The sequence below is a fragment of the Pantoea sp. 1B4 genome (assembly GCF_016925765.1).
GTDB classification, from domain to species: domain Bacteria; phylum Pseudomonadota; class Gammaproteobacteria; order Enterobacterales; family Enterobacteriaceae; genus Pantoea; species Pantoea agglomerans.
The window spans coordinates 3,587,316-3,612,411 of sequence record NZ_JAEUWZ010000001.1 but is presented as its reverse complement, the minus strand read 5'-3'; the positions used below and the strand labels follow the sequence as shown (position 1 = coordinate 3,612,411).

Annotated in this window: 31 protein-coding genes and 3 pseudogenes; 31 read left to right on the top strand and 3 right to left on the bottom strand. The window is 53.6% G+C overall.

What is annotated here, in order from left to right; translation table 11 throughout:
- Positions 1-2: 2 nt before the first annotated feature.
- From tauB to tauD, 3 genes are read left to right on the top strand one after another with little or no spacing between them, the layout of a single operon-like run.
- Positions 3-770 carry a taurine ABC transporter ATP-binding subunit gene (tauB, locus tag JNO11_RS17410; protein ID WP_022624055.1) on the top strand — a complete coding sequence of 256 codons (768 nt, stop codon included), beginning with the start codon at positions 3-5 and terminating at the stop codon, positions 768-770.
- The gene (gene tauC, locus JNO11_RS17405) at positions 767-1,594 is read left to right on the top strand and encodes a taurine ABC transporter permease TauC (RefSeq protein WP_010253046.1); all 828 of its coding nucleotides are present in this window, start codon (positions 767-769) and stop codon (positions 1,592-1,594) included. The genes tauB and tauC overlap by 4 nt, the downstream gene beginning before the upstream one ends.
- Positions 1,591-2,430: a taurine dioxygenase gene (tauD, locus tag JNO11_RS17400; RefSeq protein WP_325177530.1), complete on the top strand. Its 840-nt coding sequence runs from the start codon at positions 1,591-1,593 to the stop codon at positions 2,428-2,430. The genes tauC and tauD overlap by 4 nt, the downstream gene beginning before the upstream one ends.
- 34 nt (positions 2,431-2,464) lie before the next feature.
- Here the strand turns inward: tauD and JNO11_RS17395 are convergent, their stop codons facing one another.
- Positions 2,465-4,369, bottom strand: a complete 1,905-nt coding sequence (locus JNO11_RS17395; RefSeq protein ID WP_325177529.1) for an ABC transporter ATP-binding protein — start codon at positions 4,367-4,369, stop codon at positions 2,465-2,467.
- Between the two features lie 112 nt (positions 4,370-4,481).
- Between JNO11_RS17395 and kefG the strand changes: the two genes are divergently transcribed.
- The 4 genes from kefG to slyD all read left to right on the top strand — a co-directional run bounded on the left by kefG (position 4,482) and on the right by slyD (position 7,822).
- Complete coding sequence (kefG, locus tag JNO11_RS17390; protein ID WP_010253037.1) at positions 4,482-5,033, top strand: glutathione-regulated potassium-efflux system ancillary protein KefG; 552 nt, start codon at positions 4,482-4,484, stop codon at positions 5,031-5,033.
- Positions 5,034-6,839: a glutathione-regulated potassium-efflux system protein KefB gene (gene kefB, locus JNO11_RS17385; RefSeq protein WP_010253035.1), complete on the top strand. Its 1,806-nt coding sequence runs from the start codon at positions 5,034-5,036 to the stop codon at positions 6,837-6,839.
- A gap of 23 nt (positions 6,840-6,862) precedes the next feature.
- Positions 6,863-7,057 (top strand): YheV family putative zinc ribbon protein, encoded by a 195-nt coding sequence (locus JNO11_RS17380; RefSeq protein WP_010253033.1) that lies wholly within the window; start codon positions 6,863-6,865, stop codon positions 7,055-7,057.
- A gap of 198 nt (positions 7,058-7,255) precedes the next feature.
- Positions 7,256-7,822 (top strand): peptidylprolyl isomerase, encoded by a 567-nt coding sequence (gene slyD / locus JNO11_RS17375; protein ID WP_010671583.1) that lies wholly within the window; start codon positions 7,256-7,258, stop codon positions 7,820-7,822.
- Positions 7,823-7,917: 95 nt separating this feature from the next.
- Here slyD and JNO11_RS17370 read toward each other — a convergent pair whose 3' ends face one another.
- Positions 7,918-8,136: a SlyX family protein gene (locus JNO11_RS17370; RefSeq protein ID WP_010253031.1), complete on the bottom strand. Its 219-nt coding sequence runs from the start codon at positions 8,134-8,136 to the stop codon at positions 7,918-7,920.
- 269 nt (positions 8,137-8,405) lie between these two features.
- On the opposite strand from JNO11_RS17370, the gene fkpA reads away from it, so the two are divergent.
- The 11 genes from fkpA to bfr all read left to right on the top strand — a co-directional run bounded on the left by fkpA (position 8,406) and on the right by bfr (position 16,647).
- A complete protein-coding gene (gene fkpA, locus JNO11_RS17365) occupies positions 8,406-9,251 on the top strand; it encodes an FKBP-type peptidyl-prolyl cis-trans isomerase (RefSeq protein WP_325177528.1) in 846 nt (281 codons plus the stop codon).
- 166 nt (positions 9,252-9,417) lie between these two features.
- A complete protein-coding gene (locus JNO11_RS17360; protein ID WP_010253029.1) occupies positions 9,418-10,140 on the top strand; it encodes a transcriptional regulator in 723 nt (240 codons plus the stop codon).
- Positions 10,140-10,526 carry a sulfurtransferase complex subunit TusD gene (gene tusD / locus JNO11_RS17355; RefSeq protein WP_010671584.1) on the top strand — a complete coding sequence of 129 codons (387 nt, stop codon included), beginning with the start codon at positions 10,140-10,142 and terminating at the stop codon, positions 10,524-10,526. The genes JNO11_RS17360 and tusD overlap by 1 nt, the downstream gene beginning before the upstream one ends.
- On the top strand, positions 10,526-10,885 hold the full coding sequence (tusC, locus tag JNO11_RS17350) for a sulfurtransferase complex subunit TusC (RefSeq protein ID WP_010253027.1): 360 nt from the start codon (positions 10,526-10,528) through the stop codon (positions 10,883-10,885). The genes tusD and tusC overlap by 1 nt, the downstream gene beginning before the upstream one ends.
- Before the next feature lie 9 nt (positions 10,886-10,894).
- Positions 10,895-11,182 (top strand): sulfurtransferase complex subunit TusB, encoded by a 288-nt coding sequence (gene tusB / locus JNO11_RS17345; RefSeq protein ID WP_010253026.1) that lies wholly within the window; start codon positions 10,895-10,897, stop codon positions 11,180-11,182.
- 124 nt (positions 11,183-11,306) lie between these two features.
- A complete protein-coding gene (gene rpsL / locus JNO11_RS17340) occupies positions 11,307-11,681 on the top strand; it encodes a 30S ribosomal protein S12 (protein WP_003852912.1) in 375 nt (124 codons plus the stop codon).
- 96 nt (positions 11,682-11,777) lie between these two features.
- Positions 11,778-12,248: a 30S ribosomal protein S7 gene (rpsG, locus tag JNO11_RS17335; RefSeq protein WP_003852909.1), complete on the top strand. Its 471-nt coding sequence runs from the start codon at positions 11,778-11,780 to the stop codon at positions 12,246-12,248.
- 90 nt (positions 12,249-12,338) lie between these two features.
- Complete coding sequence (gene fusA / locus JNO11_RS17330) at positions 12,339-14,453, top strand: elongation factor G (protein WP_010253020.1); 2,115 nt, start codon at positions 12,339-12,341, stop codon at positions 14,451-14,453.
- A 68-nt stretch (positions 14,454-14,521) separates the two neighbouring features.
- A complete protein-coding gene (tuf, locus tag JNO11_RS17325; protein ID WP_010253018.1) occupies positions 14,522-15,706 on the top strand; it encodes an elongation factor Tu in 1,185 nt (394 codons plus the stop codon).
- Between the two features lie 172 nt (positions 15,707-15,878).
- Positions 15,879-16,073 carry a bacterioferritin-associated ferredoxin gene (gene bfd, locus JNO11_RS17320; RefSeq protein WP_010671585.1) on the top strand — a complete coding sequence of 65 codons (195 nt, stop codon included), beginning with the start codon at positions 15,879-15,881 and terminating at the stop codon, positions 16,071-16,073.
- Between the two features lie 100 nt (positions 16,074-16,173).
- Entirely contained in the window at positions 16,174-16,647 is a 474-nt protein-coding gene (gene bfr, locus JNO11_RS17315) for a bacterioferritin (protein WP_010253012.1), read from the top strand.
- On the opposite strand, the pseudogene JNO11_RS17310 reads toward bfr, so the two are convergent.
- Positions 16,634-17,408: pseudogene (locus JNO11_RS17310) on the bottom strand (A24 family peptidase). The gene bfr and the pseudogene JNO11_RS17310 sit on opposite strands and share 14 nt — an antisense overlap.
- Positions 17,409-17,801: 393 nt before the next feature.
- Between JNO11_RS17310 and rpsJ the strand changes: the two are divergent.
- From rpsJ to rplN, 13 genes and pseudogenes are all read left to right on the top strand, one after another.
- Positions 17,802-18,113, top strand: coding sequence for a 30S ribosomal protein S10 (gene rpsJ / locus JNO11_RS17305; RefSeq protein ID WP_001181005.1), 312 nt, complete (start codon positions 17,802-17,804; stop codon positions 18,111-18,113).
- Positions 18,114-18,145: 32 nt separating this feature from the next.
- Entirely contained in the window at positions 18,146-18,775 is a 630-nt protein-coding gene (rplC, locus tag JNO11_RS17300; protein ID WP_003850712.1) for a 50S ribosomal protein L3, read from the top strand.
- A 10-nt stretch (positions 18,776-18,785) separates the two neighbouring features.
- A pseudogene (gene rplD / locus JNO11_RS17295) lies at positions 18,786-19,392 on the top strand (50S ribosomal protein L4).
- Positions 19,389-19,691, top strand: coding sequence for a 50S ribosomal protein L23 (gene rplW / locus JNO11_RS17290; RefSeq protein WP_003850708.1), 303 nt, complete (start codon positions 19,389-19,391; stop codon positions 19,689-19,691). Before rplD ends, rplW begins: the two are co-directional and overlap by 4 nt.
- Positions 19,692-19,708: 17 nt before the next feature.
- On the top strand, positions 19,709-20,530 hold the full coding sequence (gene rplB, locus JNO11_RS17285) for a 50S ribosomal protein L2 (protein WP_008927137.1): 822 nt from the start codon (positions 19,709-19,711) through the stop codon (positions 20,528-20,530).
- Positions 20,531-20,546: 16 nt separating this feature from the next.
- On the top strand, positions 20,547-20,825 hold the full coding sequence (gene rpsS / locus JNO11_RS17280; RefSeq protein WP_001138115.1) for a 30S ribosomal protein S19: 279 nt from the start codon (positions 20,547-20,549) through the stop codon (positions 20,823-20,825).
- Between the two features lie 13 nt (positions 20,826-20,838).
- Complete coding sequence (rplV, locus tag JNO11_RS17275; protein WP_008927136.1) at positions 20,839-21,171, top strand: 50S ribosomal protein L22; 333 nt, start codon at positions 20,839-20,841, stop codon at positions 21,169-21,171.
- 17 nt (positions 21,172-21,188) lie between these two features.
- Positions 21,189-21,887 (top strand): 30S ribosomal protein S3, encoded by a 699-nt coding sequence (gene rpsC, locus JNO11_RS17270; protein ID WP_009087585.1) that lies wholly within the window; start codon positions 21,189-21,191, stop codon positions 21,885-21,887.
- A gap of 12 nt (positions 21,888-21,899) precedes the next feature.
- The gene (rplP, locus tag JNO11_RS17265; protein WP_008927134.1) at positions 21,900-22,310 is read left to right on the top strand and encodes a 50S ribosomal protein L16; all 411 of its coding nucleotides are present in this window, start codon (positions 21,900-21,902) and stop codon (positions 22,308-22,310) included.
- A complete protein-coding gene (rpmC, locus tag JNO11_RS17260) occupies positions 22,310-22,501 on the top strand; it encodes a 50S ribosomal protein L29 (protein ID WP_003850146.1) in 192 nt (63 codons plus the stop codon). Before rplP ends, rpmC begins: the two co-directional genes overlap by 1 nt.
- Complete coding sequence (gene rpsQ, locus JNO11_RS17255; protein WP_003850147.1) at positions 22,501-22,755, top strand: 30S ribosomal protein S17; 255 nt, start codon at positions 22,501-22,503, stop codon at positions 22,753-22,755. Before rpmC ends, rpsQ begins: the two co-directional genes overlap by 1 nt.
- 358 nt (positions 22,756-23,113) lie before the next feature.
- The gene (locus JNO11_RS17250; RefSeq protein WP_325177527.1) at positions 23,114-24,466 is read left to right on the top strand and encodes an 8-oxoguanine deaminase; all 1,353 of its coding nucleotides are present in this window, start codon (positions 23,114-23,116) and stop codon (positions 24,464-24,466) included.
- A gap of 248 nt (positions 24,467-24,714) precedes the next feature.
- Positions 24,715-25,087, top strand: a pseudogene (gene rplN, locus JNO11_RS17245) (50S ribosomal protein L14).
- Positions 25,088-25,096: the final 9 nt, after the last annotated feature.

The following is a 25,096-nucleotide window of genomic DNA, read 5'->3' as shown; positions in this document are numbered from 1 at the left end:
CTATGCTGCGCATCGCTCACCTTAATGCCCGTTATGCCGGACAGCCGGTATTGCAGGATATCAATCTGCAGCTGGATAGCCATGAACTGCTGGTGGTGCTCGGCCCCTCCGGCTGCGGCAAAACCACACTGCTCAATCTGGTTGCCGGTTTCCTGCCGGTGGAGTCGGGCAGCATCACGCTGGATAACCAGCCGGTGACCGGGCCTGGTGCGGAGCGCGGCGTGGTGTTTCAGCATGAAGGATTACTGCCGTGGCGCAACGTGCTGGATAACGTCGCCTTTGGCCTGCAGCTGGCGGGGATGTCGCGCCCGGATCGCGACATGATTGCCCGCCGGTTAATCAGACAGGTGGGGCTGGAAGGTGCGGAAAAGCGCGCCATCTGGCAGTTGTCCGGCGGTCAGCGTCAGCGGGTGGGCATTGCGCGCGCGCTGGCCACGGATCCACAACTGCTGTTGCTGGATGAGCCTTTCGGCGCACTGGATGCCTTTACCCGCGAGCAGATGCAAACCCTGCTGCTGACGCTGTGGCGCGACAGCGGTAAACAGATTCTGCTGATTACGCACGACATAGAAGAGGCGATTTTCCTGGCCAGCGAACTGATTCTGCTGTCGCCAGGACCGGGCCGCATCGTTGAGCGGCTGCGTCCTGGCTTTGGTCAGCGCTTTGCCGCAGGGGAGTCGTGCCGCAGTATCAAATCCGATCCGCAGTTTATCGCCCAGCGCGAGTATGTGCTGAGCCGGGTCTTTGATCAGCGGGAGGCGTTTGCATGAGTGCACTCATCAATGACAAGTCTCTGCCGGTGCGCCGTCGTTTGCGCTGGCCGTTTTCAACCGCCTTTACGCTGAGCATGCTGAGTCTCTCTCTGCTGTTGCTGCTCTGGTGGGGCGTGACCGCGCTGGGCCTGATTGCCCCGCTGTTCCTGCCGTCGCCGCAGCAGGTGTTAAGCAAGCTGCTGCTGATTGCCAGCGCGCAGGGCTTTATGGATGCCACGCTGTGGCAGCATCTGGCCGCCAGCCTGACACGAATGCTGATTGCGCTGACTGCCGCTGCCGCCATCGGCATTCCGGTAGGGATCCTGATGGGCCTCAGCCCGGTCGCTCGCGGGTTGCTCGATCCTCTGATTGAACTCTATCGCCCGATTCCGCCACTCGCCTATCTGCCATTGATGGTGATCTGGTTCGGCATTGGTGAGACCTCGAAAATCCTGCTGATCTATCTGGCGATTTTCGCGCCGGTGACGCTCTCCACCCTGGCCGGTGTGCGTAACACGCAGCAGGTCCGACTTCGTGCGGCTCGCTCGCTGGGGGCTAACCGCTGGCAACTGCTGCGCTGGGTGATTCTGCCAGGCGCGTTGCCGGAGATCCTCACCGGTCTGCGCATCGGTCTGGGGGTTGGCTGGTCAACGCTGGTGGCCGCTGAGCTGATTGCTGCCACGCGGGGTCTGGGTTTTATGGTGCAGTCAGCAGGAGAATTCCTCGCCACCGATGTGGTGCTGGCGGGTATCGCGGTAATCGCCTTTATTGCTTTTAGCTTAGAACTCGGGCTCCGCGCGTTGCAGCGCCGTCTGACGCCCTGGAGTGGAGAACAATCATGAACGAACGTCTCAGTTTTACCCCGCTTGGCCCGTACATTGGCGCGCAGGTCTCAAACCTGGATGTGTCTCGCCCATTGAGTGATGCTCAGTTTGAGCAGCTTTATCATGGCCTGCTGCGTCATCAGGTGCTGTTTCTGCGTGACCAGAAAATAACGCCGGAACAGCACCGCGCGCTGGCAATCTGCTTTGGCGATCTGCACATCCATCCGGTCTATCCGCATGCGGAAGGCGTCGAGGAGATTATCGTGCTGGATACCCATCAGGATAATCCGCCGGATAATGACAACTGGCATACCGATGTCACCTTTATTGATACGCCACCAGCGATCGCCTTGCTGGCCTCGAAGGTGTTACCGGAGTCGGGGGGTGACACGCTCTGGACCAGCGGCATTGCGGCTTACGAAGCGCTCTCTGAACCCTTTAAGCAGCTGCTGGCAGGTCTCCATGCCGAGCATGATTTCAAAAAGTCATTCCAGGAGTATAAGTACCGCAAAACCGAGGAGGAGCATCAGCGCTGGCAGCAGGCGGTAGCAAAACATCCGCCGGTGCAGCATCCGGTCATCCGCACCCATCCGGTCAGCGGCAAAAAAGCGCTGTTTGTGAATGAGGGCTTTACCACGCGGATCGTCGATTTAAGCGAGAAAGAGAGTGATGCGGTGCTGGGCTTTCTGTTTGCGCACGCCACCAAACCGGAGTTTCAGGTGCGCTGGCGCTGGCAGCCAGACGATCTGGCTATCTGGGATAATCGGGTCACGCAGCATTATGCCAATGCTGATTACTATCCTGCCCGGCGCATTATGCAGCGGGCAACGGTGCTGGGCGATAAACCCCGTTAAAAGAGAATCTCCCCCGCTCGCGGGGAGATTTTTTTTATGAGGCCATAATCTGTTCGAGCTGTTCCTGCGCTTCCAGCCACGCCATCTCCACCTCTTCCAGCGCAGATTTGCTCTCCGCCTGACGCTGCAGCGCGGTGGTCAGGTCCGCTTTACGGCTCTGTTCATAGATAGCGCTGTCTGAGAGCTGAGCTTCGGCTTCGGCCAGCTGGCTCTGCCATTTGCTCATCTGCTTTTCCAGCTTCTCTATCTCTTTGCGCAGCGGCTGCGTCTGGGTGCGCAGTTCAGCATCACGACGCTTCTGGTCTTTACGCGCCTGGGCACTGTTGCCGTTATCCTGCTTCGGCGCGGCATCCTTTTGCGCCTGCTGCTTCTGCAGATCGCTCAGCCACTTCTGATAATCTTCGAGATCGCCTTCAAACACATCCACTTTGCCATCATGCACCAGATAGAGATCGTCGGTGGTCGCGCGCAGCAGATGTCGGTCGTGCGATACCACGACCAGCGCACCTTCGAAGTCGATCAACGCTTCGGTCAGCGCCTGGCGCATATCGAGATCGAGGTGGTTGGTGGGTTCATCCAGCAGCAGCAGGTTAGGGCGCTGCCAGACAATCAGCGCCAGCACCAGTCGCGCTTTCTCTCCGCCGGAGAAGCGCTCAGTGATTTCAGTGACTTTATCGCCGCGGAAATCGAAGCCGCCCAGATAGTCGCGCAGCTGCTGTTCCAGCACCTCAGGCGCAATACGCGACAGATGCTGCAACGGTGACTCATCGGCCCGCAGGTACTCCAGCTGATGCTGGGCGAAGTAACCGAGCTTGATCCCTTTCGCCAGACCCATCTTGCCGTCCATCGCCTCCAGCTCACCCGCCAGCAGCTTAATCAGGGTTGATTTACCGGCACCGTTACGTCCCAGCAGGCCGATGCGCGAGCCGGGGACCAGGTTGAGCTTGATGGCGTCGAGAATAATACGATCGCCATAACCCGCGGTGACCTTCTCCATCTTCATCAGTGGATTAGGCAGGTTCTCCGGCTTGCGGAAAGTGAAGCTGAATGGGTTATCGACATGGGCGGGCGCAATCATCTCCATGCGCTCCAGCATCTTGATGCGGCTCTGCGCCTGCTTCGCCTTGGTGGCCTGGGCACGGAAGCGATCAATGTAGCTGTGCAGGTGCGCCACTTTCTCCTGCTGGCTCTCATACAGTGACTGCTGCTGTGCCAGTTTGGCGACGCGCTGCCGCTCAAAGGAGCTGTAGTTGCCGGTATATTCGAACATCGACTCCTGTTCGATATGAATAATTTTGTCGATGACGGGATCGAGGAAGTCACGATCGTGCGAAATCAGGATCAGCGTGCCTTCATAACTCTTCAGCCAGCGCTCCAGCCAGATCACCGCATCGAGATCGAGGTGGTTGGTCGGTTCATCCAGCAGCAGCAGATCGGAACGGCAAATCAGCGCCTGTGCCAGGTTGAGGCGCATGCGCCAGCCACCCGAGAAGTCGCTGACCGGGCGTTGCAGCTGTTCCTGACTGAAGCCCAGACCATGCAGCAGGCTTGAGGCACGCGCATGGATGCTCCACGCCTGCACCGCGTCCAGCTTGCCATGCAGCAGCGCGATGGCATTGCCATCGTCACGCAGATTGGCGTCCGCCAGTTCTGCTTCAAGCTGGCGAAACTGGCGATCGCCATCAATCACGTACTCCAGCGCGGCTTTATCCAGCGCAGGGGTTTCCTGATTCACCCAGGCCAGCGCCCAGTGAGTGGGGAAAGTGACGGTACCGGCATCGCTGGTGATTTCACCTTTTAACAGCGACAGCAGCGTGGATTTTCCACAGCCGTTTTTACCCACCAGCCCGACCTTCTGGCCGGGATTAATGGTGGCGGTGGCATTGTCGAGCAGGACGCGGATGCCGCGGCGAATTTGTAAGGCTGAGAAGACAATCATGTAAGCGCCGTATCGTCAGAATATGTTAATTTACTGGCAACATAATGAGATTTTGCTGCGTCGTGCATGGTAGCGGAAAACCGCACCAATGACGACGCTTTGGAGGGAAAGGATGTCGCAGCCACCCAGGGTTTTGCTGCTTTATGCTCATCCGGAATCACAGGATTCGATCGCCAATCGGATTCTGCTGCAGCCGGCTCAGGCACTGGAACACGTTACCGTGCACGATCTGTACGCGACCTATCCGGATTTTTTTATCGATATTCACCATGAACAACAGCTGCTGCGTGAACATGATGTCATCATTTTTCAGCATCCGCTCTATACCTATAGCTGTCCGGCGCTGCTGAAAGAGTGGCTGGACAGAGTTCTGTCGCGCGGTTTCGCCAATGGCGTGGATGGCAATGCGCTGGAAGGAAAGTACTGGCGCAGCGTCGTCACCACCGGAGAACCGGAAAGTGCCTTCAGACATCAGGGTCTGAACCGCTATTCGCTCAATGACATTATGCGTCCTTTTGAGCTGACCGCGCAGATGTGCCGTATGCACTGGATGCCGCCGATGATCGTCTACTGGGCGCGTCGTCAGAGTCCTGAATTAATGAAAAATTACGCCCGCGCCTATGGCGACTGGCTGGCGGCACCGCTGCCGAATGGAGGGGTATAGATGGAAGGGCAAACGCTGCTGACCGCCGGGGTGATTTATCTGGTCGCGGCGGTATTGATTGTACCGGTGGCGGCTCGCCTCGGTATTGGTGCAGTTCTGGGCTATCTGGTGGCGGGTATCGCTATCGGCCCGTGGGGATTAGGCTTTATCAGCGACGTCGACGAGATTCTGCACTTCTCTGAGCTCGGCGTGGTGTTCCTGATGTTTATTATCGGGCTGGAGCTGAACCCGGCAAAGCTGTGGGCGCTGCGCCGCTCCATTTTTGGCGTCGGCGCGGCGCAGGTGATCTTCTCAGCGGCGATTCTGGGCGGCTTATTGTGGCTGACCAACTTTAGCTGGCAGGCTGCGATCATTGGCGGGATTGGTCTGGCGATGTCCTCGACCGCCATGGCCCTGCAGCTGATGATGGATAAAGGCATGAACCGCAGCGAAGCGGGGCAACTGGGCTTTTCGGTGTTGCTGTTTCAGGATATCGCGGTGATCCCAGCCCTGGCGCTGATCCCGCTGCTGGCCGGAACCGACAGCGGTCATATCGACTGGATGAAGGTCGGCATGAAAGTATTGGCGTTTGCCGGCATGCTGGTAGGCGGACGCTATCTGCTGCGGCCTATCTTCCGTTACATCGCTGCGTCGGGCGTGCGCGAAGTCTTTACCGCCGCTTCGCTGCTGCTGGTGCTGGGCTCGGCGCTGTTTATGGATGCGCTGGGTCTGTCGATGGCGCTGGGGACCTTTATTGCCGGGATCCTGCTGGCGGAGAGCGAGTACCGGCATGAGCTGGAAGTCGCCATCGACCCGTTTAAAGGTTTACTGCTGGGCCTGTTCTTTATTTCGGTTGGCATGGCGCTCAACCTCGGTGTGCTCTATACCCATATTGTGACCATCCTGCTGGGCGTCGTGACGCTGGTGGCGGTGAAAACGCTGGTGCTCTATCTGCTGGCGCGCATTTATGGCTTGCGCAGCTCTGAGCGGCAGCAGTTCGCTGGCGTGCTGAGTCAGGGGGGCGAGTTCGCCTTTGTGCTCTTTTCAGCGGCCTCCTCGGCAAAGCTGTTCTCTGGCGATCAACTGCCGATGCTGCTGGTGACGGTGACCCTGTCGATGATGACTACGCCGCTGCTGATGAAGGGAATCGATCGTCTGCTGGCACGCCGCTTCAATGAGCCGGATGACGAGGCAGAGAAACACTTTGTCGAAGACGATCAGCCGCAGGTGATTGTGGTGGGCTTTGGTCGCTTCGGGCAGGTGGTGGGTCGTTTGCTGATGGCGAACAACAAACGCATCACCGTGCTTGAGCGCGACATCAGTGCAGTCAGTCTGATGCGGAAATATGGCTATAAGGTCTATTACGGCGACGCTACTGAACTGGAGTTGCTGCGGGCAGCCGGTGCGGCCAGCGCTCAGGCGATTGTGATCACCTGTAACGAGCCCGAAGATGTGATGACGATTGTACATCTGTGCCAGCAGCATTTTCCGCAGTTGCAGATTCAGGCGCGCGCCCGGGGCCGTGTAGAAGCGCATGAACTGCTTCAGGCGGGCGTCACACAGTTCTCGCGTGAGACCTTCTCCAGTGCGCTGGAGCTGGGACGTAAAACGCTGATGACGCTGGGGATGCATCCGCATCAGGCGCACCGCGCCCAGCAGTATTTCCGCCATCTTGATATGCGGATGCTGCGCGAGCTGATGCCCAATCTCTCTGAAAGCGCGCAGGCTTCGCGCGTCCGTGAAGCGCGGCGTGAACTGGAAGATATCTTCCAGCGCGAAATGCAGCGCGAAAAGCGGCAGATCGACGGCTGGGACGATGATGAATAACCTCTTTAAACAGGCAGAAGCTAATGCGTAAACGTTTTATTGCTGGTGCGACATGCCCGCACTGCCAGGAGAAGGACACGCTGGCAATGTGGCGTGAAAATAATGTCGATGTGGTGGAGTGCGTGAAGTGTGGTCACCAGATGCGTGAGGCCGATAAGCAGGCGCGCGATCAGGTTCGCACTAATGAGCAGGTTATCGGTATTTTTCATCCTGAGTAGCGGAATGGCGCAGCTTTTTTTTACACCTGGACTTACAGCGGGATTGAATTCCGTTACAATTGTCGCCATTAACGCTGTAGTCGCAAGAGAAAGTGAAAACCCTCTTGTACTCAGCCCCGAACCTTTCTGGTTGGTGTTATTGCACGAAAGAATAGACCAATGAGACGGGATCTCAGCTCTCAACGGTTAGGAGATATCATGAAAGTAGCAAAAGACCTGGTGGTAAGCCTGGCCTATCAGGTACGTACAGAAGACGGCGTGTTAGTTGACGAGTCACCGGTGAGTGCACCGTTAGACTACCTGCACGGTCATGGTTCCCTGATTTCTGGTCTGGAAAATGCGCTGGAAAACCACATTGCCGGCGACAAGTTTGACGTGCATATCCCGGCAAACGATGCCTACGGTCAGTATGACGATAACCTGGTGCAGCGCGTTCCTAAAGACGTCTTCATGGGCGTTGACGAACTGCAGGTTGGCATGCGCTTCCTGGCAGAAACCGATCAGGGCCCGGTACCGGTAGAAATCACCGAAGTGGAAGATGATCACGTCGTGGTTGATGGTAACCACATGCTGGCGGGTCAGAACCTGAACTTCAACGTTGAAGTGGTTGCTATCCGCGAAGCCACGCCGGAAGAACTGGCTCATGGCCACGTTCACGGTGCAGATGGCCATCATCATGACCACGATCACGGCCATGATCACGACCACGACCATGATCAGGGTAAAGGCGGTTGTGGCACTGGCGGCTGCGGCTGCAGCCACTAAGTCTCAACAGACCTTTCAAGGCCACCCTCGGGTGGCCTTTCTTTTGTCGCGTATTCTGGTTCTGCCCGGGTAAGCCGGGGCCAGATAGCCCGCGATCAGTAGTGCGGTGGTGGCGTCTCTTCAGATTGTGAGGCGACGATCGATGGCGCATTCGCTTTGAGCTTGTCAGTTAAAATGCGCATCTGCTCACGCATCTTATTCATCTCCAGCTCGTGCTGAACGACCGCGCTGTTCAGCTGATCGATAGTCATCTCCTGAAAGGCCAGTTTGCTCTCCAGCGTCTCCAGACGCTGTTCCCACTCAGATTGTTGCATGACCTGTTCCTCTGTTAAGGTGCGACTCGGGGCGTGATTCTACGATCTGAATGCCAGGAATCACCTGTTTTTTTCACGCCCGGAGGCGTTGCGCTTGAAAAAAGGCAGCGCGGCATCATCTCTGATGAAACTTCCCGATGTTATAAAGGTCGGAGGTTAACCGGGTAATTACATTGTGGGAGTGTTCGACACTGCCACGTAAAGTTATAGTGTGGACCCTGAAGTCCGCAATGTTTCCCGAGGTTAGACGCTTCGGTTTTGGAGAATGGATGAAATCACTGTTTAAAGTCACATTGTTAGCTACCACCATGGCTGTTGCGCTGAATGCTTCGCTGGCAATGGCGGCAGATACCGCTGCGGCGCCACAGGCTGCACCAGCCGCCTCGCCACAGTCTGCGCCTCAGGCACCGAAAAATGCTGCCTTCAAAGATGAAGACCAGCAGTCTGCCTACGCGCTGGGTGCTTCGCTGGGTCGCTACATGGACAACTCCCTGAAGGAGCAGGAAAAACTGGGCATCAAACTGGATAAGCAGCAGCTGATCGCTGGTGTTCAGGATGCATTTGGTGGCAAAAGCAAACTCTCTGATGAAGAGATTGAGCAGACGCTGCAATCCTTTGAAGGCCGCGTGAAAGGCGCAGCCTCAGCGAAAATGGAAAAAGATGCGAAAGAGAACTCTGAAAAGGGCGAAGCTTACGCAACCAAATTTGCTAAAGAGAGCGGCGTGAAGAAAACCGAAAGCGGCCTGCTGTATAAAGTTGAGAAAGAGGGTACCGGCGACGCACCTAAAGACAGCGACACTGTAGTGGTAAACTACAAAGGTACACTGATTGACGGTACTGAATTCGACAACTCTTATACCCGTGGCGAGCCACTCTCATTCCGTCTGGATGGTGTCATTCCGGGCTGGACTGAAGGTCTGAAGCACGTGAAGAAAGGCGGCAAGATCAAGCTGGTGATCCCACCAAATCTGGCTTACGGCAAAAATGGCGTTCCGGGCATCCCGGCTAACTCCACCCTGGTGTTTGATGTCGAGCTGCTTGATATCAAACCAGCGCCAAAGGCAGATGAAAAAGCACAGGCTCCAGCGCCTGCTGCTGCAGAAAAAGCGCAGTAATCTGCTGACCGCCGCCTCCGGGCGGCGGTTTCATTTCGGCTTCACGACAAACCTCTGGCATAAGCCGACGACATTTGCCAGACTAATGCCTGCCTAATTATCCCAATATTGAGTCTGCCCATAAGCCGCTGTGACAGGCTCCAGCCATTCAGGGTGATACTCTTCAATGTCTAATCCATTCAATCCGGGTGAACTGAGCGACTTCGATCTTCTGGAGCAGCGCCCGTTCGAACAAAGTGATTACGATATTCTGAAATCGTACGAGGCTGTCGTGGATGGCCTGGCGATGTTGATCGGTTCGCATTGTGAAATTGTCCTGCATTCGCTTGAAGATCTTAAGTGTTCGGCCGTGCGTATCGCTAATGGTGAACACACTGGACGTAAAGTCGGTTCGCCTATTACCGATTTAGCCCTGCGTATGCTGCATGATATGCATGGCGCGGATAGTAATGTCTCCCGTGCCTACTTCACACGTGCCAAAAGCGGCGTGCTGATGAAATCAGTCACGATTGCGATTCGTAACCGTCAGCAGCGGGTTATTGGCTTGCTCTGCATCAACATGAACCTTGATGTGCCGTTCTCACAGATCATGTCGACCTTTATGCCGCCCGAGATGCAGCAGGTTGACTCCAACGTCAACTTCGCCAGTTCGGTAGACGATCTGGTGATGCAGACGCTGGAGTTCACCATTGAAGAGGTGAGTGCTGACCGTAATGTATCGAACAACGCCAAGAATCGTCAGATTGTGCTGAACCTGTATGAGAAGGGGATCTTCGACATCAAGGATGCCATCAACCAGGTGGCCGATCGGCTGAATATTTCCAAACACACCGTCTATCTCTATATCCGTCAGTTTAAAAATGGCGACTTCCAGGGGCAGGAGCGGTAATGCGTTACACCCTGCTGGTCACCGGCCCGGCTTACGGTACGCAACAGGCGACCAGTGCCTGGCTGTTTGCCTGCGCACTGCTGACGGCAGGCCATCAGCTTGACAGTGTTTTCTTCTATCGCGAAGGGGTGCTGAACGCTAACCAACTGACGTCGCCCGCCAGTGATGAGTTTGATCTGGTGCGCGCATGGCAGACATTGCATCAGGAGCAGGGTGTGGCACTGAATATTTGTGTGGCGGCCGCGCTGCGTCGTGGCGTCAGCGACCAGCAGGAAGCGGCACGACTCCAGCTGGCGGGCAGTAACCTGCAGCCGGGCTTTACCCTGAGCGGGCTGGGCGCGCTGGCGGAAGCGGCGCTGAGCTGTGAACGCATGGTGCAGTTCTGATGAATCGGGTCGCGTTTGTCTTTACCCGGGCGCCGCACGGCAGCAGCGCAGGACGTGAGGGGCTGGATGCCGCGCTGGCCACGGGCGCGCTCAGTGAGGATATCGGCCTGTTTTTTATCGGTGATGGCGTGCTGCAGCTTAATCTGCACCAGCAACCTGAGACGATTAAGAGCCGTCACTATGCCGCGACCTTTGGCGTGCTGGCACTGTATGAGATTGAACACTGCTATCTCTGCCGGACATCGCTGATAGCGCGTGGATTAGAGGTTGACGCTGACCGGTTGCTGGATGTTACGCTACTGGACGCGCCGGCGCTGCGACAGACGCTGGCCAGCTACGATCGCATTCTTACTTTTTAAGAGACGTTAATGCTGCATACGTTACTGCACTCACCGGCACACTGTGACCTTGAGAGCCTGCTTTTAATGGCGGGTGCGGGTGATGACCTGCTGCTTTTGCAGGATGGCGTGCTGGCCGCTTTAGCTGGCAGCCACGCATTGATGCGACTGTCAGAGAGCGAAGCGACGCTCTGGGTGCTGGACGAAGATGTCCAGGCTCGCGGTCTCGCTGGACAAATTTCGACCCGTGTGCAGTCAGTAGACTATACTGGGTTTGTCACGCTAACGATCAGGCATCAGCAACAAATGGTCTGGTAATCGGCTAAAACCTGGTTATTTCTTGACACCCCTTTGACTCAGCCCTAAAATTCTGCCTCCTCGTAATTCTACGAGGCGATTTATTACGTGTTTACGAAGCAAAAGCAAATCCAGGAGCTATTTAATGGCAACAGTTAACCAGCTGGTTCGCAAACCACGCGTCCGCAAAGTTGCAAAGAGCAACGTGCCGGCGCTGGAAGCTTGCCCGCAAAAACGTGGCGTTTGTACTCGTGTGTACACCACCACTCCTAAGAAACCAAACTCCGCACTGCGTAAAGTCTGCCGTGTGCGTTTGACCAACGGTTTTGAAGTTACCTCCTACATTGGTGGTGAAGGTCATAACCTGCAGGAACACTCCGTGATCCTGATCCGTGGCGGTCGTGTAAAAGACCTGCCAGGTGTGCGTTACCACACCGTTCGTGGCGCGCTTGACTGCTCAGGTGTTAAAGACCGTAAGCAGGCTCGCTCCAAGTACGGCGTGAAGAAGCCAAAGGCTTAATGGTTCTCCGTTAAGTAAGGCCAAACGTTTTAAATTAAATGTCAAAATAAACTCATAGAGTTTTGGACAATCCTGAATTAACAACGGAGTATTTCCATGCCACGTCGTCGCGTCATTGGTCAGCGTAAAATTCTGCCAGATCCTAAGTTCGGATCAGAGCTGCTGGCCAAATTTGTAAATATCCTGATGGTAGATGGTAAAAAATCTACTGCAGAATCAATCGTTTATACCGCGCTTGAGACCCTGGCTCAGCGTTCAGGTAAAAACGCGCTGGAATCTTTTGAAGTAGCCCTGGAAAACGTGCGTCCGACTGTCGAAGTTAAGTCACGTCGCGTTGGTGGTTCTACTTATCAGGTACCAGTAGAAGTCCGTCCGGTTCGTCGTAATGCTCTGGCAATGCGCTGGATCGTAGATGCTGCTCGTAAACGCGGTGATAAATCAATGGCTCTTCGCCTGGCGAACGAACTTTCTGATGCTGCAGAGAACAAAGGTACAGCAGTTAAGAAACGTGAAGACGTTCACCGCATGGCAGAAGCCAACAAGGCGTTCGCACACTACCGTTGGTAATCACCACGTAGTTGTTAAACCAGCGGGCGCTCAATCAGCCAACCCGCTGGGGTCGACTTACCTTGAACGTCCGAGAATCAGAGGAATCAAATGGCTCGTAAAACACCCATTGCCCGCTACCGTAATATCGGTATCAGTGCGCACATCGACGCCGGTAAGACTACCACTACCGAACGCGTTCTGTTCTACACCGGTGTAAACCACAAAATCGGTGAAGTACATGACGGCGCAGCAACCATGGACTGGATGGAGCAGGAACAGGAACGTGGTATTACCATCACCTCCGCTGCGACCACCTGTTACTGGTCTGGTATGGCCAAGCAGTTTGAACCACACCACGTAAACATTATCGACACCCCAGGACACGTTGACTTCACCATCGAAGTTGAACGTTCTATGCGTGTGCTTGATGGCGCGGTAATGGTTTACTGCGCAGTTGGTGGCGTTCAGCCACAGTCTGAGACCGTATGGCGTCAGGCTAACAAATATAAAGTTCCACGCATTGCGTTCGTTAACAAAATGGACCGCATGGGTGCTAACTTCCTGAAAGTTGTTAAACAGATGGAAGTTCGTCTGGGCGCAACTCCAGTTCCTCTGCAGCTGGCTATCGGCGCAGAAGAGAAATTCACCGGTGTTGTTGACCTGGTGAAAATGAAAGCAATCAACTGGAACGACGCAGACCAGGGTGTAACCTTCGTCTACGAAGATATCCCAGCTGATATGCAGGAACTGGCTGAAGAATGGCATGCGAAGCTGGTTGAAGCCGCTGCTGAAGGCTCTGATGAGCTGATGGAGAAATTCTTCGGTGGTGAAGAACTGACTGAAGAAGAGATCAAAACATCTCTGCGTAAGCGTGTTCTGAACAACGAAATTATCCTGGTAACCTGTGGTTCTGCATTTAAGAACAAAGGTGTTCAGGCGATGCTGGATGCAGTTGTTGAATATCTGCCAGCACCGACTGACGTTACCGCGATCAACGGTATGCTGGACGACGGTAAAGACACGCCGGCTGTTCGTCACTCTGATGACAACGAGCCGTTTGCTGCACTGGCGTTCAAAATCGCTACCGACCCGTTCGTGGGTAACTTAACCTTCTTCCGCGTTTACTCTGGTGTTGTTAACACGGGTGACACCGTGTTCAACCCGGTTAAGTCAAACCGTGAGCGTCTGGGCCGTATCGTTCAGATGCACGCTAACAAGCGTGAAGAGATTAAAGAAGTTCGTGCGGGTGATATCGCAGCTGCGATCGGCCTGAAAGATGTGACCACTGGTGACACCCTGTGTGACCCAGATAACGTCATCATCCTTGAGCGCATGGAGTTCCCGGAGCCGGTAATCTCTATCGCCGTTGAGCCAAAAACCAAAGCTGACCAGGAAAAAATGGGTCTGGCTCTGGGCCGTCTGGCAAAAGAAGACCCATCATTCCGCGTATGGACTGATGAAGAATCTAACCAGACCATCATCGCCGGTATGGGTGAATTGCACCTCGACATCATCGTTGACCGTATGAAGCGTGAGTTCAACGTTGAAGCAAACGTGGGTAAACCACAGGTTGCTTACCGTGAAGCGATTCGCAACAAAGTTACCGATGTTGAAGGTAAACACGCCAAGCAGTCTGGTGGTCGTGGTCAGTATGGCCATGTTGTTATCGACATGTACCCACTGGAGCCAGGTTCGAACCCGAAAGGCTACGAATTTGTCAACGACATCAAAGGTGGTGTGATTCCTGGTGAATACATCCCTGCGGTTGACAAAGGTATCCAGGAGCAGCTGAAATCAGGCCCTCTGGCTGGTTACCCGGTTGTGGATCTGGGCGTGCGTCTGCACTTCGGTTCTTACCACGATGTCGACTCCTCAGAACTGGCGTTTAAACTGGCCGCGTCTCTTGCCTTCAAACAAGGCTTTAAACAAGCGACACCTGTTCTGCTTGAGCCTATCATGAAGGTTGAAGTTGAAACGCCAGAAGAGAACACGGGTGATGTCATCGGTGACCTTAGCCGTCGTCGTGGTATGCTCAAAGGGCAGGAATCTAACGCTACTGGCGTTCAGATTCACGCTGAAGTTCCGTTGTCTGAGATGTTCGGATACGCAACTCAGCTGCGTTCTCTGACCAAAGGTCGTGCTTCTTACTCCATGGAGTTCCTGAAGTATGACGATGCGCCAAACAACGTAGCGCAGGCCGTTATTGAAGCTCGTAGCAAATAAGCTACGGTTTAAATTTGAACTGATGCCTTCACCCAGATGGTGAAGGCACAACGTAAGGAATTATCGCCATGGCGAAAGAGCAATTTCAGCGTAACAAACTGCACGTAAACGTGGGCACCATCGGTCACGTCGACCACGGTAAAACCACCCTGACTGCAGCTATCACCACCGTACTGTCTAAAACTTACGGCGGCCAGGCTCGTGCATTCGATCAGATCGATAACGCACCAGAAGAGAAAGCACGTGGTATCACCATCAACACTTCACACGTTGAGTATGAAACCCCGACTCGCCACTATGCGCACGTTGACTGCCCAGGCCACGCCGACTATGTGAAAAACATGATCACCGGTGCTGCGCAGATGGACGGCGCGATCCTGGTTGTTGCTGCGACTGATGGCCCAATGCCACAGACCCGTGAGCACATCCTGCTGGGTCGTCAGGTTGGCGTTCCTTACATCATCGTGTTCCTGAACAAGTGTGACATGGTTGATGATGAAGAGCTGCTGGAACTGGTAGAGATGGAAGTTCGTGACCTGCTGTCAGCATATGACTTCCCAGGCGACGACACTCCAATCGTTCGTGGTTCTGCTCTGAAAGCGCTGGAAGGCAACCCAGAGTGGGAAGCGAAAATCATCGAACTGGCTGAGCATCTGGACAACTACATCCCAGAGCCACAGCGTGCGATCGACATGCCGTTCCTGCTGCCAATCGAAGACGTATTCTCAATCTCTGGACGTGGTACCGTTGTTACCGGTCGTGTTGAGCGCGGCATCGTTAAAGTCGGCGACGAAGTTGAAATCGTTGGTATCAAAGATACTGTGAAATCAACCTGTACCGGTGTTGAGATGTTCCGTAAGCTGCTGGACCAGGGTCAGGCAGGCGAAAACTGTGGTGTTCTGCTGCGCGGTATCAAGCGTGAAGACATCCAGCGTGGCCAGGTTCTGGCTAAGCCAGGCTCAATCAAGCCGCACACCCAGTTCGAGTCAGAAGTTTACGTTCTGTCTAAAGACGAAGGTGGTCGCCATACTCCGTTCTTCAAAGGCTATCGTCCACAGTTCTACTTCCGTACAACTGACGTAACCGGCTCAGTAGAGCTGCCAGAAGGCGTTGAAATGGTAATGCCAGGCGACAACATCAAAATGGTTGTTACCCTGATCCACCCAATCGCAATGGACGAAGGTCTGCGCTTCGCAATCCGCGAAGGCGGCCGTACCGTTGGCGCGGGTGTTGTTGCTAAAGTTATCGCTTAATTGTGATATCTGCTGTGGCTGTGTAAATGGCCACTGCAACACAGTAAAAAAGAGCACTTCGGTGCTCTTTTTTTTTGCTCTGAAAACGCCATAACCCTGCAAAGGGTGGGTTTGAAATAAAAACGATTCGCATTTACACTGTGTACAGAAAATGTACCCGAGTGATGAATCAATGTACGTCTGCCTGTGTAATGCCATCAGTGATAAAACCCTTCGTGAAGTCGTGCGTCGCTATCAGCCCAAATCTATTCAGCAACTGCGCCAGCTTGTGCCGGTCGGCAAGCAATGCGGCAAATGTATTCGTGCTGCGCGTGAAATTATGGATGAAGAGATGCAGCATGCACCACTCTACAAAGAGATAGCCTGACCGACGATCGGTGCGTGAATACCCACAATATCTGTCGCGTTTTTTTGACTTCTTTTTAACCGCATCTACGCTCTAATAAACCAGACGCGGAGGGTTAACAATGAAGGGCGATATCAAAGTTATCAGTCATCTCAACAAACTGCTTGGAAATGAACTGGTTGCTATCAATCAGTACTTTCTTCATGCGCGCATGTTCAAAAACTGGGGTCTGACGCGCCTCAATGATGTGGAATACCATGAATCAATCGATGAGATGAAACATGCCGATAAATATATTGAGCGTATTCTTTTCCTTGAAGGGATCCCAAATCTTCAGGATCTGGGACGGCTCCGTATCGGTGAAGATGTTGAAGAGATGCTGAGTTCAGACCTGAATCTGGAGCTGGAGGGCGCGAAAGACCTTCGTGAAGCTATCTCCTATGCTGACAAAGTGCATGACTATGTCAGCCGTGACATGATGATTGAAATCCTGGCTGATGAGGAACATCACATCGACTGGATTGAGACGGAACTTGAGTTAATCCAGAAGATGGGCATCCAGAACTATCTGCAGGCTCAAATCAAACAAGAGTGAATCGGGTCTGCAGTACTATCGCTACCCAGCCCGCAATGGCCAGGAAAGGGCCAAACGGCAGCGGGCTGTCCCCCCTGAATAAAACCCCGCAGTTGCAGCATCACGATCGACGTCAGCGCCATAACGGTGGCACCCAACGCAATCCAGGGTAATGCCTGCCAGCCACAGCAGGCACCTAACGCTGCGAAGAGCTTGATATCGCCATAACCTAATCCCTCGTACCCCCGCATCTGCCGATAGCTCCAGGCGAGCAGCCACAACGCACAGTAGCCCGCCACAGCACCCCATATCGCCGTTGTTTCGGTTCCGGACAGCGTGGCATGGAATAATCCAGACCAGAGCAGCAGATAATTGAGCGGGTCAGGTATACAGAAGTGGCGACGATCGATGGCAGCCACGAGCAGCAAGAGGCCTGAGGCCGTAATAATAAAAATAGCCTCCGCAGAGTGGTCAAAACTCTGCAGCACCAGCAGGCACAGAAGGGCAAACAGCCATTCAATGACAACGCTTTCTGCGCCGAACGCGCGATGACAGAAGCGACACCGCCCTTTTAAGCCAGGCCAGCTTATTAACGGCAGCGCATCTCGCCACAGCAGGCGCTGCTGGCAATGATTACAGTGCGAACCCGGAAAGCAGAGTAGGGCAAACCATTGAGCGGGTGAGAGGGCGGGGGTGAAGCGCTGGCTGGTCAGCGAAAGAAAGCTTCCCAATGCACCTCCGCCTGCGAGTGCAGCAATGTGAGTTATCAGAGTGGGCGACATGATTATGCTCCGGACGAAAGGTTAGATGCACTCTCGTGGGCAACGGGTTCTGTGTCACCTATGAATGAAGAAGGGCGGAAACAGAGTCACAACTGAATAACTGATTTATCAGCGATACGGCAGTGCAATGCGACGCACGCTTCACGAACCGGCCACAATTTAATGGGTAAAACCTCAACACGGGTTGCTTCCTGAACAGATTTACGTATAATGCGCGGGCCTGCAGATATTGCAGGCGCGATTCGAGCAGAATCGCAGACGGCTGAAATTTAGGCCGCCTGACAATACTCCCAATTGTGGAGTTATATGCTGAACGATTACACTCTCCCATCAATCGTAATGGGCTCGAGTAGTAATTTTTTTCGTCTATAAAAAGTTTGGAGCTCTGGTCTCATGCAGAACCAAAGAATCCGTATCCGTCTTAAAGCGTTTGATCATCGTCTGATCGATCAATCAACCGCGGAAATCGTTGAGACCGCCAAGCGCACTGGTGCGCAGGTTCGTGGTCCAATCCCGCTGCCAACCCGCAAAGAGCGTTTTACTGTTCTGATCTCTCCGCACGTTAACAAAGATGCGCGTGATCAGTACGAAATCCGCACTCACAAGCGTCTGGTAGACATCGTTGAGCCAACTGAAAAAACCGTTGATGCTCTGATGCGTCTGGATCTGGCTGCCGGTGTTGACGTGCAGATCAGCCTGGGTTAATCAGGTCATCGAGCGATTGAGAGGTTGAAACAATGATTGGTTTAGTCGGTAAAAAAGTGGGCATGACCCGCATCTTCACTGAAGATGGCGTTTCTATCCCCGTCACCGTAATCGAAGTTGAAGCGAACCGCGTTACTCAGGTCAAAGGCCTGGAAAACGATGGTTACCAGGCAATTCAGGTTACCACCGGTGCTAAAAAAGCAAACCGTGTGACCAAACCTGAAGCTGGTCATTTTGCTAAAGCTGGCGTTGAAGCTGGCCGTGGCCTGTGGGAATTCCGCACCGCTGAAGGTGAAGAATACTCTGTAGGTCAGAGCATCAGCGTTGAGATTTTCGCTGAAGTTAAGAAAGTTGACGTAACCGGTACCTCTAAAGGTAAAGGTTTCGCCGGTACCGTTAAGCGCTGGAACTTCCGTACCCAGGACGCTACTCACGGTAACTCCTTGTCTCACCGCGTTCCGGGTTCTATCGGTCAGAACCAGACTCCGGGCAAAGTGTTCAAAGGCAAGAAAATGGCAGGTCAGCTGGGTAATGAGCGCGTAACCGTTCAGAGTCTGGACGTAGTACGTGTTGACGCTGAGCGCAACCTGCTGCTGGTTAAAGGTGCAGTTCCCGGTGCTACCGGTAGCGACCTGATCGTTAAACCAGCTGTGAAGGCGTAAGGGGATAGCAATGGAATTAGTATTGAAAGACGCGCAGAGCGCGCTGACTGTTTCCGAAACTACCTTCGGTCGTGATTTCAACGAAGCGCTGGTTCACCAGGTTGTTGTTGCTTACGCATCTGGCGCCCGCCAGGGTACTCGTGCGCAGAAAACTCGCGCCGAAGTAACCGGTTCAGGCAAAAAGCCATGGCGTCAAAAAAGGCACCGGCCGTGCGCGTGCAGGTTCTGTAAAGAGCCCAATCTGGCGTTCAGGTGGTGTGACCTTTGCTGCGAAGCCGCAGGACCACAGTCAAAAAGTTAACAAAAAGATGTACCGCGGCGCGCTGAAAAGCATCCTGTCCGAACTGGTACGTCAAGATCGTCTGATCGTTGTCGAATCATTTGCTGTAGAAGCACCGAAAACCAAGCTGCTGGTACAGAAACTGAAAGACATGGCTCTGGAAGACGTGCTGATCATCACCGGTGAACTGGATGAGAATCTGTTCCTGGCTGCGCGCAACCTGTACAAGGTTGACGTACGTGATGCATCCGGTATCGACCCAGTTAGCCTGATCGCCTTCGACAAAGTCGTTATGACTGCTGATGCAGTTAAGCAAGTTGAGGAGATGCTGGCATGATCCGTGAAGAACGTCTGCTGAAAGTACTGCGCGCGCCGCACGTATCTGAAAAAGCATCTAGCGCGATGGAAAAAACCAATACCATCGTTCTCAAAGTTGCTAATGACGCGACCAAAGCAGAGATCGTTGCTGCTGTTGAGAAACTGTTCGAAGTAGAAGTTAAAGACGTAAACACCCTGGTAGTTAAGGGCAAAGTTAAGCGTCAAGGACAGCGTATCGGTCGTCGTAGCGACTGGAAAAAAGCTTACGTCACCCTGAAAGAAGGCCAGAATCTGGACTTCGCTGGCGGCGCTGAGTAAGTCGGAGGAGAAAGACAATGGCAGTTGTTAAATGTAAACCGACATCTCCGGGTCGTCGCCATGTAGTTAAAGTGGTAAACGCGGAGCTGCACAAGGGCAAACCATTTGCCCCGCTGGTAGAAAAAAACAGCAAATCCGGTGGCCGTAACAACAATGGTCGTATCACTACCCGTCATATCGGTGGTGGTCACAAGCAGGCTTATCGTATTGTTGACTTCAAACGCAACAAAGACGGTATCCCGGCAGTTGTTGAACGTCTTGAGTACGATCCGAACCGCTCTGCGAACATCGCACTGGTTCTGTACAAAGACGGCGAGCGCCGTTACATCCTGGCCCCTAAAGGCCTGAAAGCCGGCGACCAGATCCAATCTGGCGTTGATGCTGCGATTAAAGCAGGTAACACTCTGCCGATGCGTAACATCCCGGTGGGTTCAACCGTGCATAACGTAGAAATGAAACCAGGCAAAGGCGGTCAGATTGCTCGCTCAGCCGGTGCTTACGTGCAGATCGTTGCGCGTGAAGGTTCTTACGTTACCCTGCGTCTGCGTTCAGGTGAAATGCGTAAAGTCGAGTCTGACTGCCGCGCAACACTGGGCGAAGTCGGCAACGCTGAGCATATGCTGCGCGTTCTGGGTAAAGCTGGTGCAGCCCGTTGGCGTGGTGTTCGTCCTACCGTTCGTGGTACCGCGATGAACCCAGTTGATCACCCGCACGGTGGTGGTGAAGGTCGTAACTTTGGTAAGCACCCGGTAACTCCGTGGGGCGTTCAGACCAAAGGTAAGAAGACCCGTAGCAACAAGCGTACCGATAAGTTTATCGTACGTCGCCGTAGCAAATAATATTAGAGGATAAGCCATGCCACGTTCTCTCAAGAAAGGTCCTTTTATTGACCTGCACTTGCTGAAGAAGGTAGAGAAAGCGGTGGAAAGCGGTGACAAGAAGCCTTTGCGCACTTGGTCCCGTCGTTCAACGATCTTTCCTAACATGATCGGTTTGACCATCGCTGTCCATAATGGTCGTCAGCACGTTCCTGTCTTTGTTTCCGACGAAATGGTTGGTCACAAACTGGGTGAATTCGCGCCGACACGTACTTATCGCGGTCACGCGGCTGATAAAAAAGCCAAGAAGAAATAAGTAGGAGGAAGAGATGGAAACTTTAGCTCAACATCGCCACGCTCGTTCTTCTGCTCAGAAGGTTCGCCTTGTTGCTGACCTGATTCGCGGTAAGAAAGTGTCGCAGGCACTGGACATTTTGACCTACACCAATAAGAAAGCGGCTGTACTGGTCAAAAAAGTTCTGGAATCTGCCATTGCTAACGCCGAACACAACGATGGCGCTGATATCGACGATCTGAAAATCACGAAAATTTTCGTTGATGAAGGTCCGACCATGAAACGCATTATGCCGCGTGCCAAAGGTCGTGCAGATCGCATCCTGAAGCGCACCAGCCACATTACTGTGGTTGTGTCCGATCGCTGAGACTCTGGAGACTAGCAATGGGTCAGAAAGTACATCCTAATGGTATTCGCCTGGGTATTGTAAAACCATGGAACTCTACCTGGTTTGCGAACACCAAAGAATTCGCTGACAACCTGGACAGCGATTTTAAAGTACGTCAGTTTTTGACTAAAGAACTGGCTAAAGCATCTGTCTCTCGTATCGTTATCGAGCGTCCAGCGAAGAGCATCCGTGTGACTATTCACACCGCTCGTCCGGGCATCGTTATCGGTAAGAAAGGCGAAGATGTAGAAAAACTGCGCACGGTCGTCGCGAATATCGCTGGCGTTCCTGCACAGATTAATATCGCCGAAGTCCGCAAGCCGGAACTGGACGCGAAACTGGTAGCTGACAGCATCACTTCACAGCTGGAGCGTCGTGTGATGTTCCGTCGTGCTATGAAGCGTGCAGTTCAGAACGCCATGCGTCTTGGCGCGAAGGGTATTAAAGTCGAAGTTAGCGGCCGTCTGGGTGGCGCCGAGATCGCACGTACCGAATGGTATCGTGAAGGTCGCGTGCCATTGCACACACTGCGTGCTGACATTGACTACAACACCTCTGAAGCGCACACCACTTATGGTGTAATCGGCGTTAAGGTATGGATCTTCAAAGGTGAGATCCTGGGTGGTATGGCTGCTGTTGAACAACCGGAACCGGCTGCTCAACCTAAAAAGCAGCAGCGTAAAGGCCGTAAGTAAGGAGAGTCGCTGATGTTACAACCAAAGCGTACGAAATTCCGTAAAGTGCACAAAGGCCGTAACCGCGGTCTGGCTGCGGGTACGGATGTCAGCTTCGGTACTTTCGGTCTGAAAGCTGTTGGCCGTGGTCGTCTGACTGCTCGTCAGATCGAAGCAGCACGTCGTGCTATGACCCGTGCAGTTAAGCGTCAAGGTAAGATCTGGATCCGAGTATTCCCGGACAAACCGATCACCGAGAAGCCGCTGGAAGTGCGTATGGGTAAAGGTAAGGGTAACGTAGAGTATTGGGTTGCCCTGATCCAGCCTGGTAAAGTCCTGTATGAAATGGACGGCGTACCAGAAGAGCTGGCCCGTGAAGCATTCAAGCTGGCAGCAGCAAAACTGCCTATCAAAACCACCTTTGTAACTAAGACGGTGATGTAATGAAAGCAACTGAGCTGCGTGAAAAAAGCGTTGAAGAGCTGAACACTGAGCTGCTTAATCTGCTGCGTGAGCAATTTAACCTGCGCATGCAGGCAGCATCTGGCCAACTGCAGCAGACTCATCTGCTGAAACAGGTTCGCCGTGATGTTGCACGCGTTAAGACTTTACTGACTGAGAAGGCGGGTTCGTAATGACCGATAAAATCCGTACTCTGCAGGGTCGTGTAGTAAGTGACAAAATGCAGAAATCTGCAGTTGTTGCTATCGAACGTTTCGTGAAACACCCGATCTACGGCAAATTCATTAAACGTACGACCAAGCTGCACATCCATGACGAGAACAATGAATGTGGAATTGGTGACGTGGTAGAAATCCGCGAATGCCGCCCACTGTCCAAGACTAAATCCTGGACCCTGGTTCGCGTAATCGAGAAAGCTGTTCTGTAATAAGAATCGTTTTTTCTGAGGAAACCCTCTGCTTCGGCAGGGGGTTTTTTTTTGCCTGCGATTCGGGCTTGATCCATTTGTGCCCGTGGCAATACGGATTTGATGGTGCTCACAAATTCAGGGGCTTGCAGGGATTAAGCTGCCTCTCTTCAGGCGAGGTGGCCTGAAAACGCCAGGCTATAAACGCCGGGGTTATCATAACTGTACAAGGAAATGTGCCGTGAAAATGGAGAGTCATGACCGCTTACGCCGGTCACTGTTAAAATTGCCACTGTTAGCTGCGTTACCTGCGATTAGCTCTGCCAAAAGCTTGCCGCTATTATCGGGTAACACACAACCACTACCCACAGGCAATAGCATGGAACGAACTCTGTTACTGAAGAATGCTGAATGTGTGGTCTGCATGGATGCTGACCGTAGGGAAATAGGTAACGCCTCTATTCTGATAAAAGGAAATAAGATCCTTGCAGTCGGGGAAGCACGCTCGTTACCTGATAGCGCGGATGAGATCATCGATCTGCGAGGACATATTGTCATCCCTGGCCTGATCAATACGCATCACCACATGTATCAGAGCCTGACCCGCGCTATTCCTGCAGTGCAAAACGGCGAGCTCTTTAACTGGCTGACCCACCTCTATCCACTGTGGCAGAATCTGACGCCTGAGATGATTCATATCTCAACACAGATCTCCATGGCCGAGTTAATGCTCTCCGGCTGCACCACTACCAGTGACCATCTCTACGTCTACCCGAATGGCTGTAAGCTTGACGACAGTATTGAGGCTGCAGCCTTAATGGGCATGCGTTTCCATGCGAGCCGGGGCAGCATGAGCGTCGGTAAGTCCCTGGGTGGCTTACCACCCGATGCGCTGGTAGAGGATGAAGCCGCCATTCTTAAAGATACGCAGCGTGTGATTGAGCGCTACCATGATGACAGCCACGGTTCGATGTTACGCATCGTGGTTGCGCCATGTTCGCCGTTTTCAGTCAGCCGTGAGCTGATGAAGCAATCCGCAGCGATGGCACGCAGCTTCAATGTCTCTATGCATACCCATCTGGCGGAGAACGACAGCGATATCCGTTATAGCCGTGAAAAATTCAATATGACGCCAGCACAGTATGTTGAAGACCTCGGCTGGGTAGGACCGGATGTCTGGCATGCACACTGCGTCAAACTGGATCAGCATGGCATAGAACTCTTTGCACGTACCGGTACCGGCGTCGCGCATTGTCCCTGCTCGAACATGCGTCTCGGTTCCGGTATTGCGCCGATACGCCATATGTGTGATGCCGGCGTACACGTGGGTATGGGTGTGGATGGCTCAGCCTCCAATGACAGCTCAGACATGATGGCCGAGGTTCGTCAGGCGATGCTGCTGCAACGCGTTGGCTTCGGCCCGAATGCGATGACGGCACGTCAGGCACTGGAACTGGCGACGCTGGGTGGAGCAAAGGTGCTTAACCGCGATGATGTGGGCACCATTGCGCCGGGCATGATGGCCGATCTGGCCATTTTTGACCTGAACCGAATTGGACTTGCCGGGGCAGGGCACGATCCTGTCGCCGCCCTGGTGTTCTGTAATCCGGGACAGGTTGCCTATAGCATCATTAACGGAAAAGTCCGGGTACGGGACGGACAAGTGGCCGGAATTGAACTGCCAGCCGTGTTGCGTCAGCATAACCAACTGGCCAGGAAACTGGCTGGTTGAGTCAGAAGGGCACTTTATTTGGGAGGCGACGAAAAATAAGGCAGATTACATTTGCTACTGTTCGCACTATTCCCTAGAATACGCCCTCCCTGTCATCAGGGGAAATCAGCGGCTCGATTGAGAGCCGTTTATTTTTTCTACCCATCTGTGAGAACCGGTGTTACAATGCCGCGCCCTCAATTATGGGGCTTTCTAACGACCTGAGGTTTAGGTCCCGAAGTAGTAGTTGACATTAGCGGAGCACTAAAATGATCCAAGAACAGACTATGCTGAACGTCGCCGACAACTCCGGTGCACGTCGCGTAATGTGTATCAAGGTTCTGGGTGGCTCGCACCGTCGCTACGCAGGCGTCGGTGACATCATCAAAGTTACCATCAAGGAAGCAATTCCGCGTGGTAAAGTCAAAAAAAGGTGATGTCCTGAAGGCGGTAGTGGTGCGCACCAGGAAGGGTGTTCGTCGCCCGGACGGTTCTGTCATTCGCTTCGATGGTAATGCATGCGTTATTCTGAACAATAACAGTGAGCAGCCTATCGGTACGCGTATTTTTGGGCCGGTAACTCGTGAACTTCGTACTGAAAAGTTCATGAAAATTATCTCTCTGGCACCAGAAGTACTCTAAGGAGCGAAC

Bases quoted from the DNA above. Each gene is read 5' to 3' on its own strand.
- JNO11_RS17250 (WP_325177527.1), top strand. From the start codon at position 23,114: ATGGAACGAACTCTGTTACTGAAGAATGCTGAATGTGTGGTCTGCATG.
- slyD (WP_010671583.1), top strand. From the start codon at position 7,256: ATGAAAGTAGCAAAAGACCTGGTGGTAAGCCTGGCCTATCAGGTACGT.
- bfr (WP_010253012.1), top strand. From the start codon at position 16,174: ATGAAGGGCGATATCAAAGTTATCAGTCATCTCAACAAACTGCTTGGA.
- JNO11_RS17360 (WP_010253029.1), top strand. From the start codon at position 9,418: ATGTCTAATCCATTCAATCCGGGTGAACTGAGCGACTTCGATCTTCTG.
- rpsJ (WP_001181005.1), top strand. From the start codon at position 17,802: ATGCAGAACCAAAGAATCCGTATCCGTCTTAAAGCGTTTGATCATCGT.
- tusC (WP_010253027.1), top strand. From the start codon at position 10,526: ATGAATCGGGTCGCGTTTGTCTTTACCCGGGCGCCGCACGGCAGCAGC.
- rpsQ (WP_003850147.1), top strand. From the start codon at position 22,501: ATGACCGATAAAATCCGTACTCTGCAGGGTCGTGTAGTAAGTGACAAA.
- rpsG (WP_003852909.1), top strand. From the start codon at position 11,778: ATGCCACGTCGTCGCGTCATTGGTCAGCGTAAAATTCTGCCAGATCCT.
- rplP (WP_008927134.1), top strand. From the start codon at position 21,900: ATGTTACAACCAAAGCGTACGAAATTCCGTAAAGTGCACAAAGGCCGT.
- rplC (WP_003850712.1), top strand. From the start codon at position 18,146: ATGATTGGTTTAGTCGGTAAAAAAGTGGGCATGACCCGCATCTTCACT.
- rpmC (WP_003850146.1), top strand. From the start codon at position 22,310: ATGAAAGCAACTGAGCTGCGTGAAAAAAGCGTTGAAGAGCTGAACACT.
- JNO11_RS17380 (WP_010253033.1), top strand. From the start codon at position 6,863: ATGCGTAAACGTTTTATTGCTGGTGCGACATGCCCGCACTGCCAGGAG.
- fusA (WP_010253020.1), top strand. From the start codon at position 12,339: ATGGCTCGTAAAACACCCATTGCCCGCTACCGTAATATCGGTATCAGT.
- rpsS (WP_001138115.1), top strand. From the start codon at position 20,547: ATGCCACGTTCTCTCAAGAAAGGTCCTTTTATTGACCTGCACTTGCTG.
- rpsC (WP_009087585.1), top strand. From the start codon at position 21,189: ATGGGTCAGAAAGTACATCCTAATGGTATTCGCCTGGGTATTGTAAAA.
- rplV (WP_008927136.1), top strand. From the start codon at position 20,839: ATGGAAACTTTAGCTCAACATCGCCACGCTCGTTCTTCTGCTCAGAAG.
- kefB (WP_010253035.1), top strand. From the start codon at position 5,034: ATGGAAGGGCAAACGCTGCTGACCGCCGGGGTGATTTATCTGGTCGCG.
- tauD (WP_325177530.1), top strand. From the start codon at position 1,591: ATGAACGAACGTCTCAGTTTTACCCCGCTTGGCCCGTACATTGGCGCG.
- tauC (WP_010253046.1), top strand. From the start codon at position 767: ATGAGTGCACTCATCAATGACAAGTCTCTGCCGGTGCGCCGTCGTTTG.
- JNO11_RS17395 (WP_325177529.1), bottom strand. From the start codon at position 4,369: ATGATTGTCTTCTCAGCCTTACAAATTCGCCGCGGCATCCGCGTCCTG.
- fkpA (WP_325177528.1), top strand. From the start codon at position 8,406: ATGAAATCACTGTTTAAAGTCACATTGTTAGCTACCACCATGGCTGTT.
- JNO11_RS17370 (WP_010253031.1), bottom strand. From the start codon at position 8,136: ATGCAACAATCTGAGTGGGAACAGCGTCTGGAGACGCTGGAGAGCAAA.
- kefG (WP_010253037.1), top strand. From the start codon at position 4,482: ATGTCGCAGCCACCCAGGGTTTTGCTGCTTTATGCTCATCCGGAATCA.
- rpsL (WP_003852912.1), top strand. From the start codon at position 11,307: ATGGCAACAGTTAACCAGCTGGTTCGCAAACCACGCGTCCGCAAAGTT.
- tusB (WP_010253026.1), top strand. From the start codon at position 10,895: ATGCTGCATACGTTACTGCACTCACCGGCACACTGTGACCTTGAGAGC.
- tuf (WP_010253018.1), top strand. From the start codon at position 14,522: ATGGCGAAAGAGCAATTTCAGCGTAACAAACTGCACGTAAACGTGGGC.
- tusD (WP_010671584.1), top strand. From the start codon at position 10,140: ATGCGTTACACCCTGCTGGTCACCGGCCCGGCTTACGGTACGCAACAG.
- rplB (WP_008927137.1), top strand. From the start codon at position 19,709: ATGGCAGTTGTTAAATGTAAACCGACATCTCCGGGTCGTCGCCATGTA.
- tauB (WP_022624055.1), top strand. From the start codon at position 3: ATGCTGCGCATCGCTCACCTTAATGCCCGTTATGCCGGACAGCCGGTA.
- bfd (WP_010671585.1), top strand. From the start codon at position 15,879: ATGTACGTCTGCCTGTGTAATGCCATCAGTGATAAAACCCTTCGTGAA.
- rplW (WP_003850708.1), top strand. From the start codon at position 19,389: ATGATCCGTGAAGAACGTCTGCTGAAAGTACTGCGCGCGCCGCACGTA.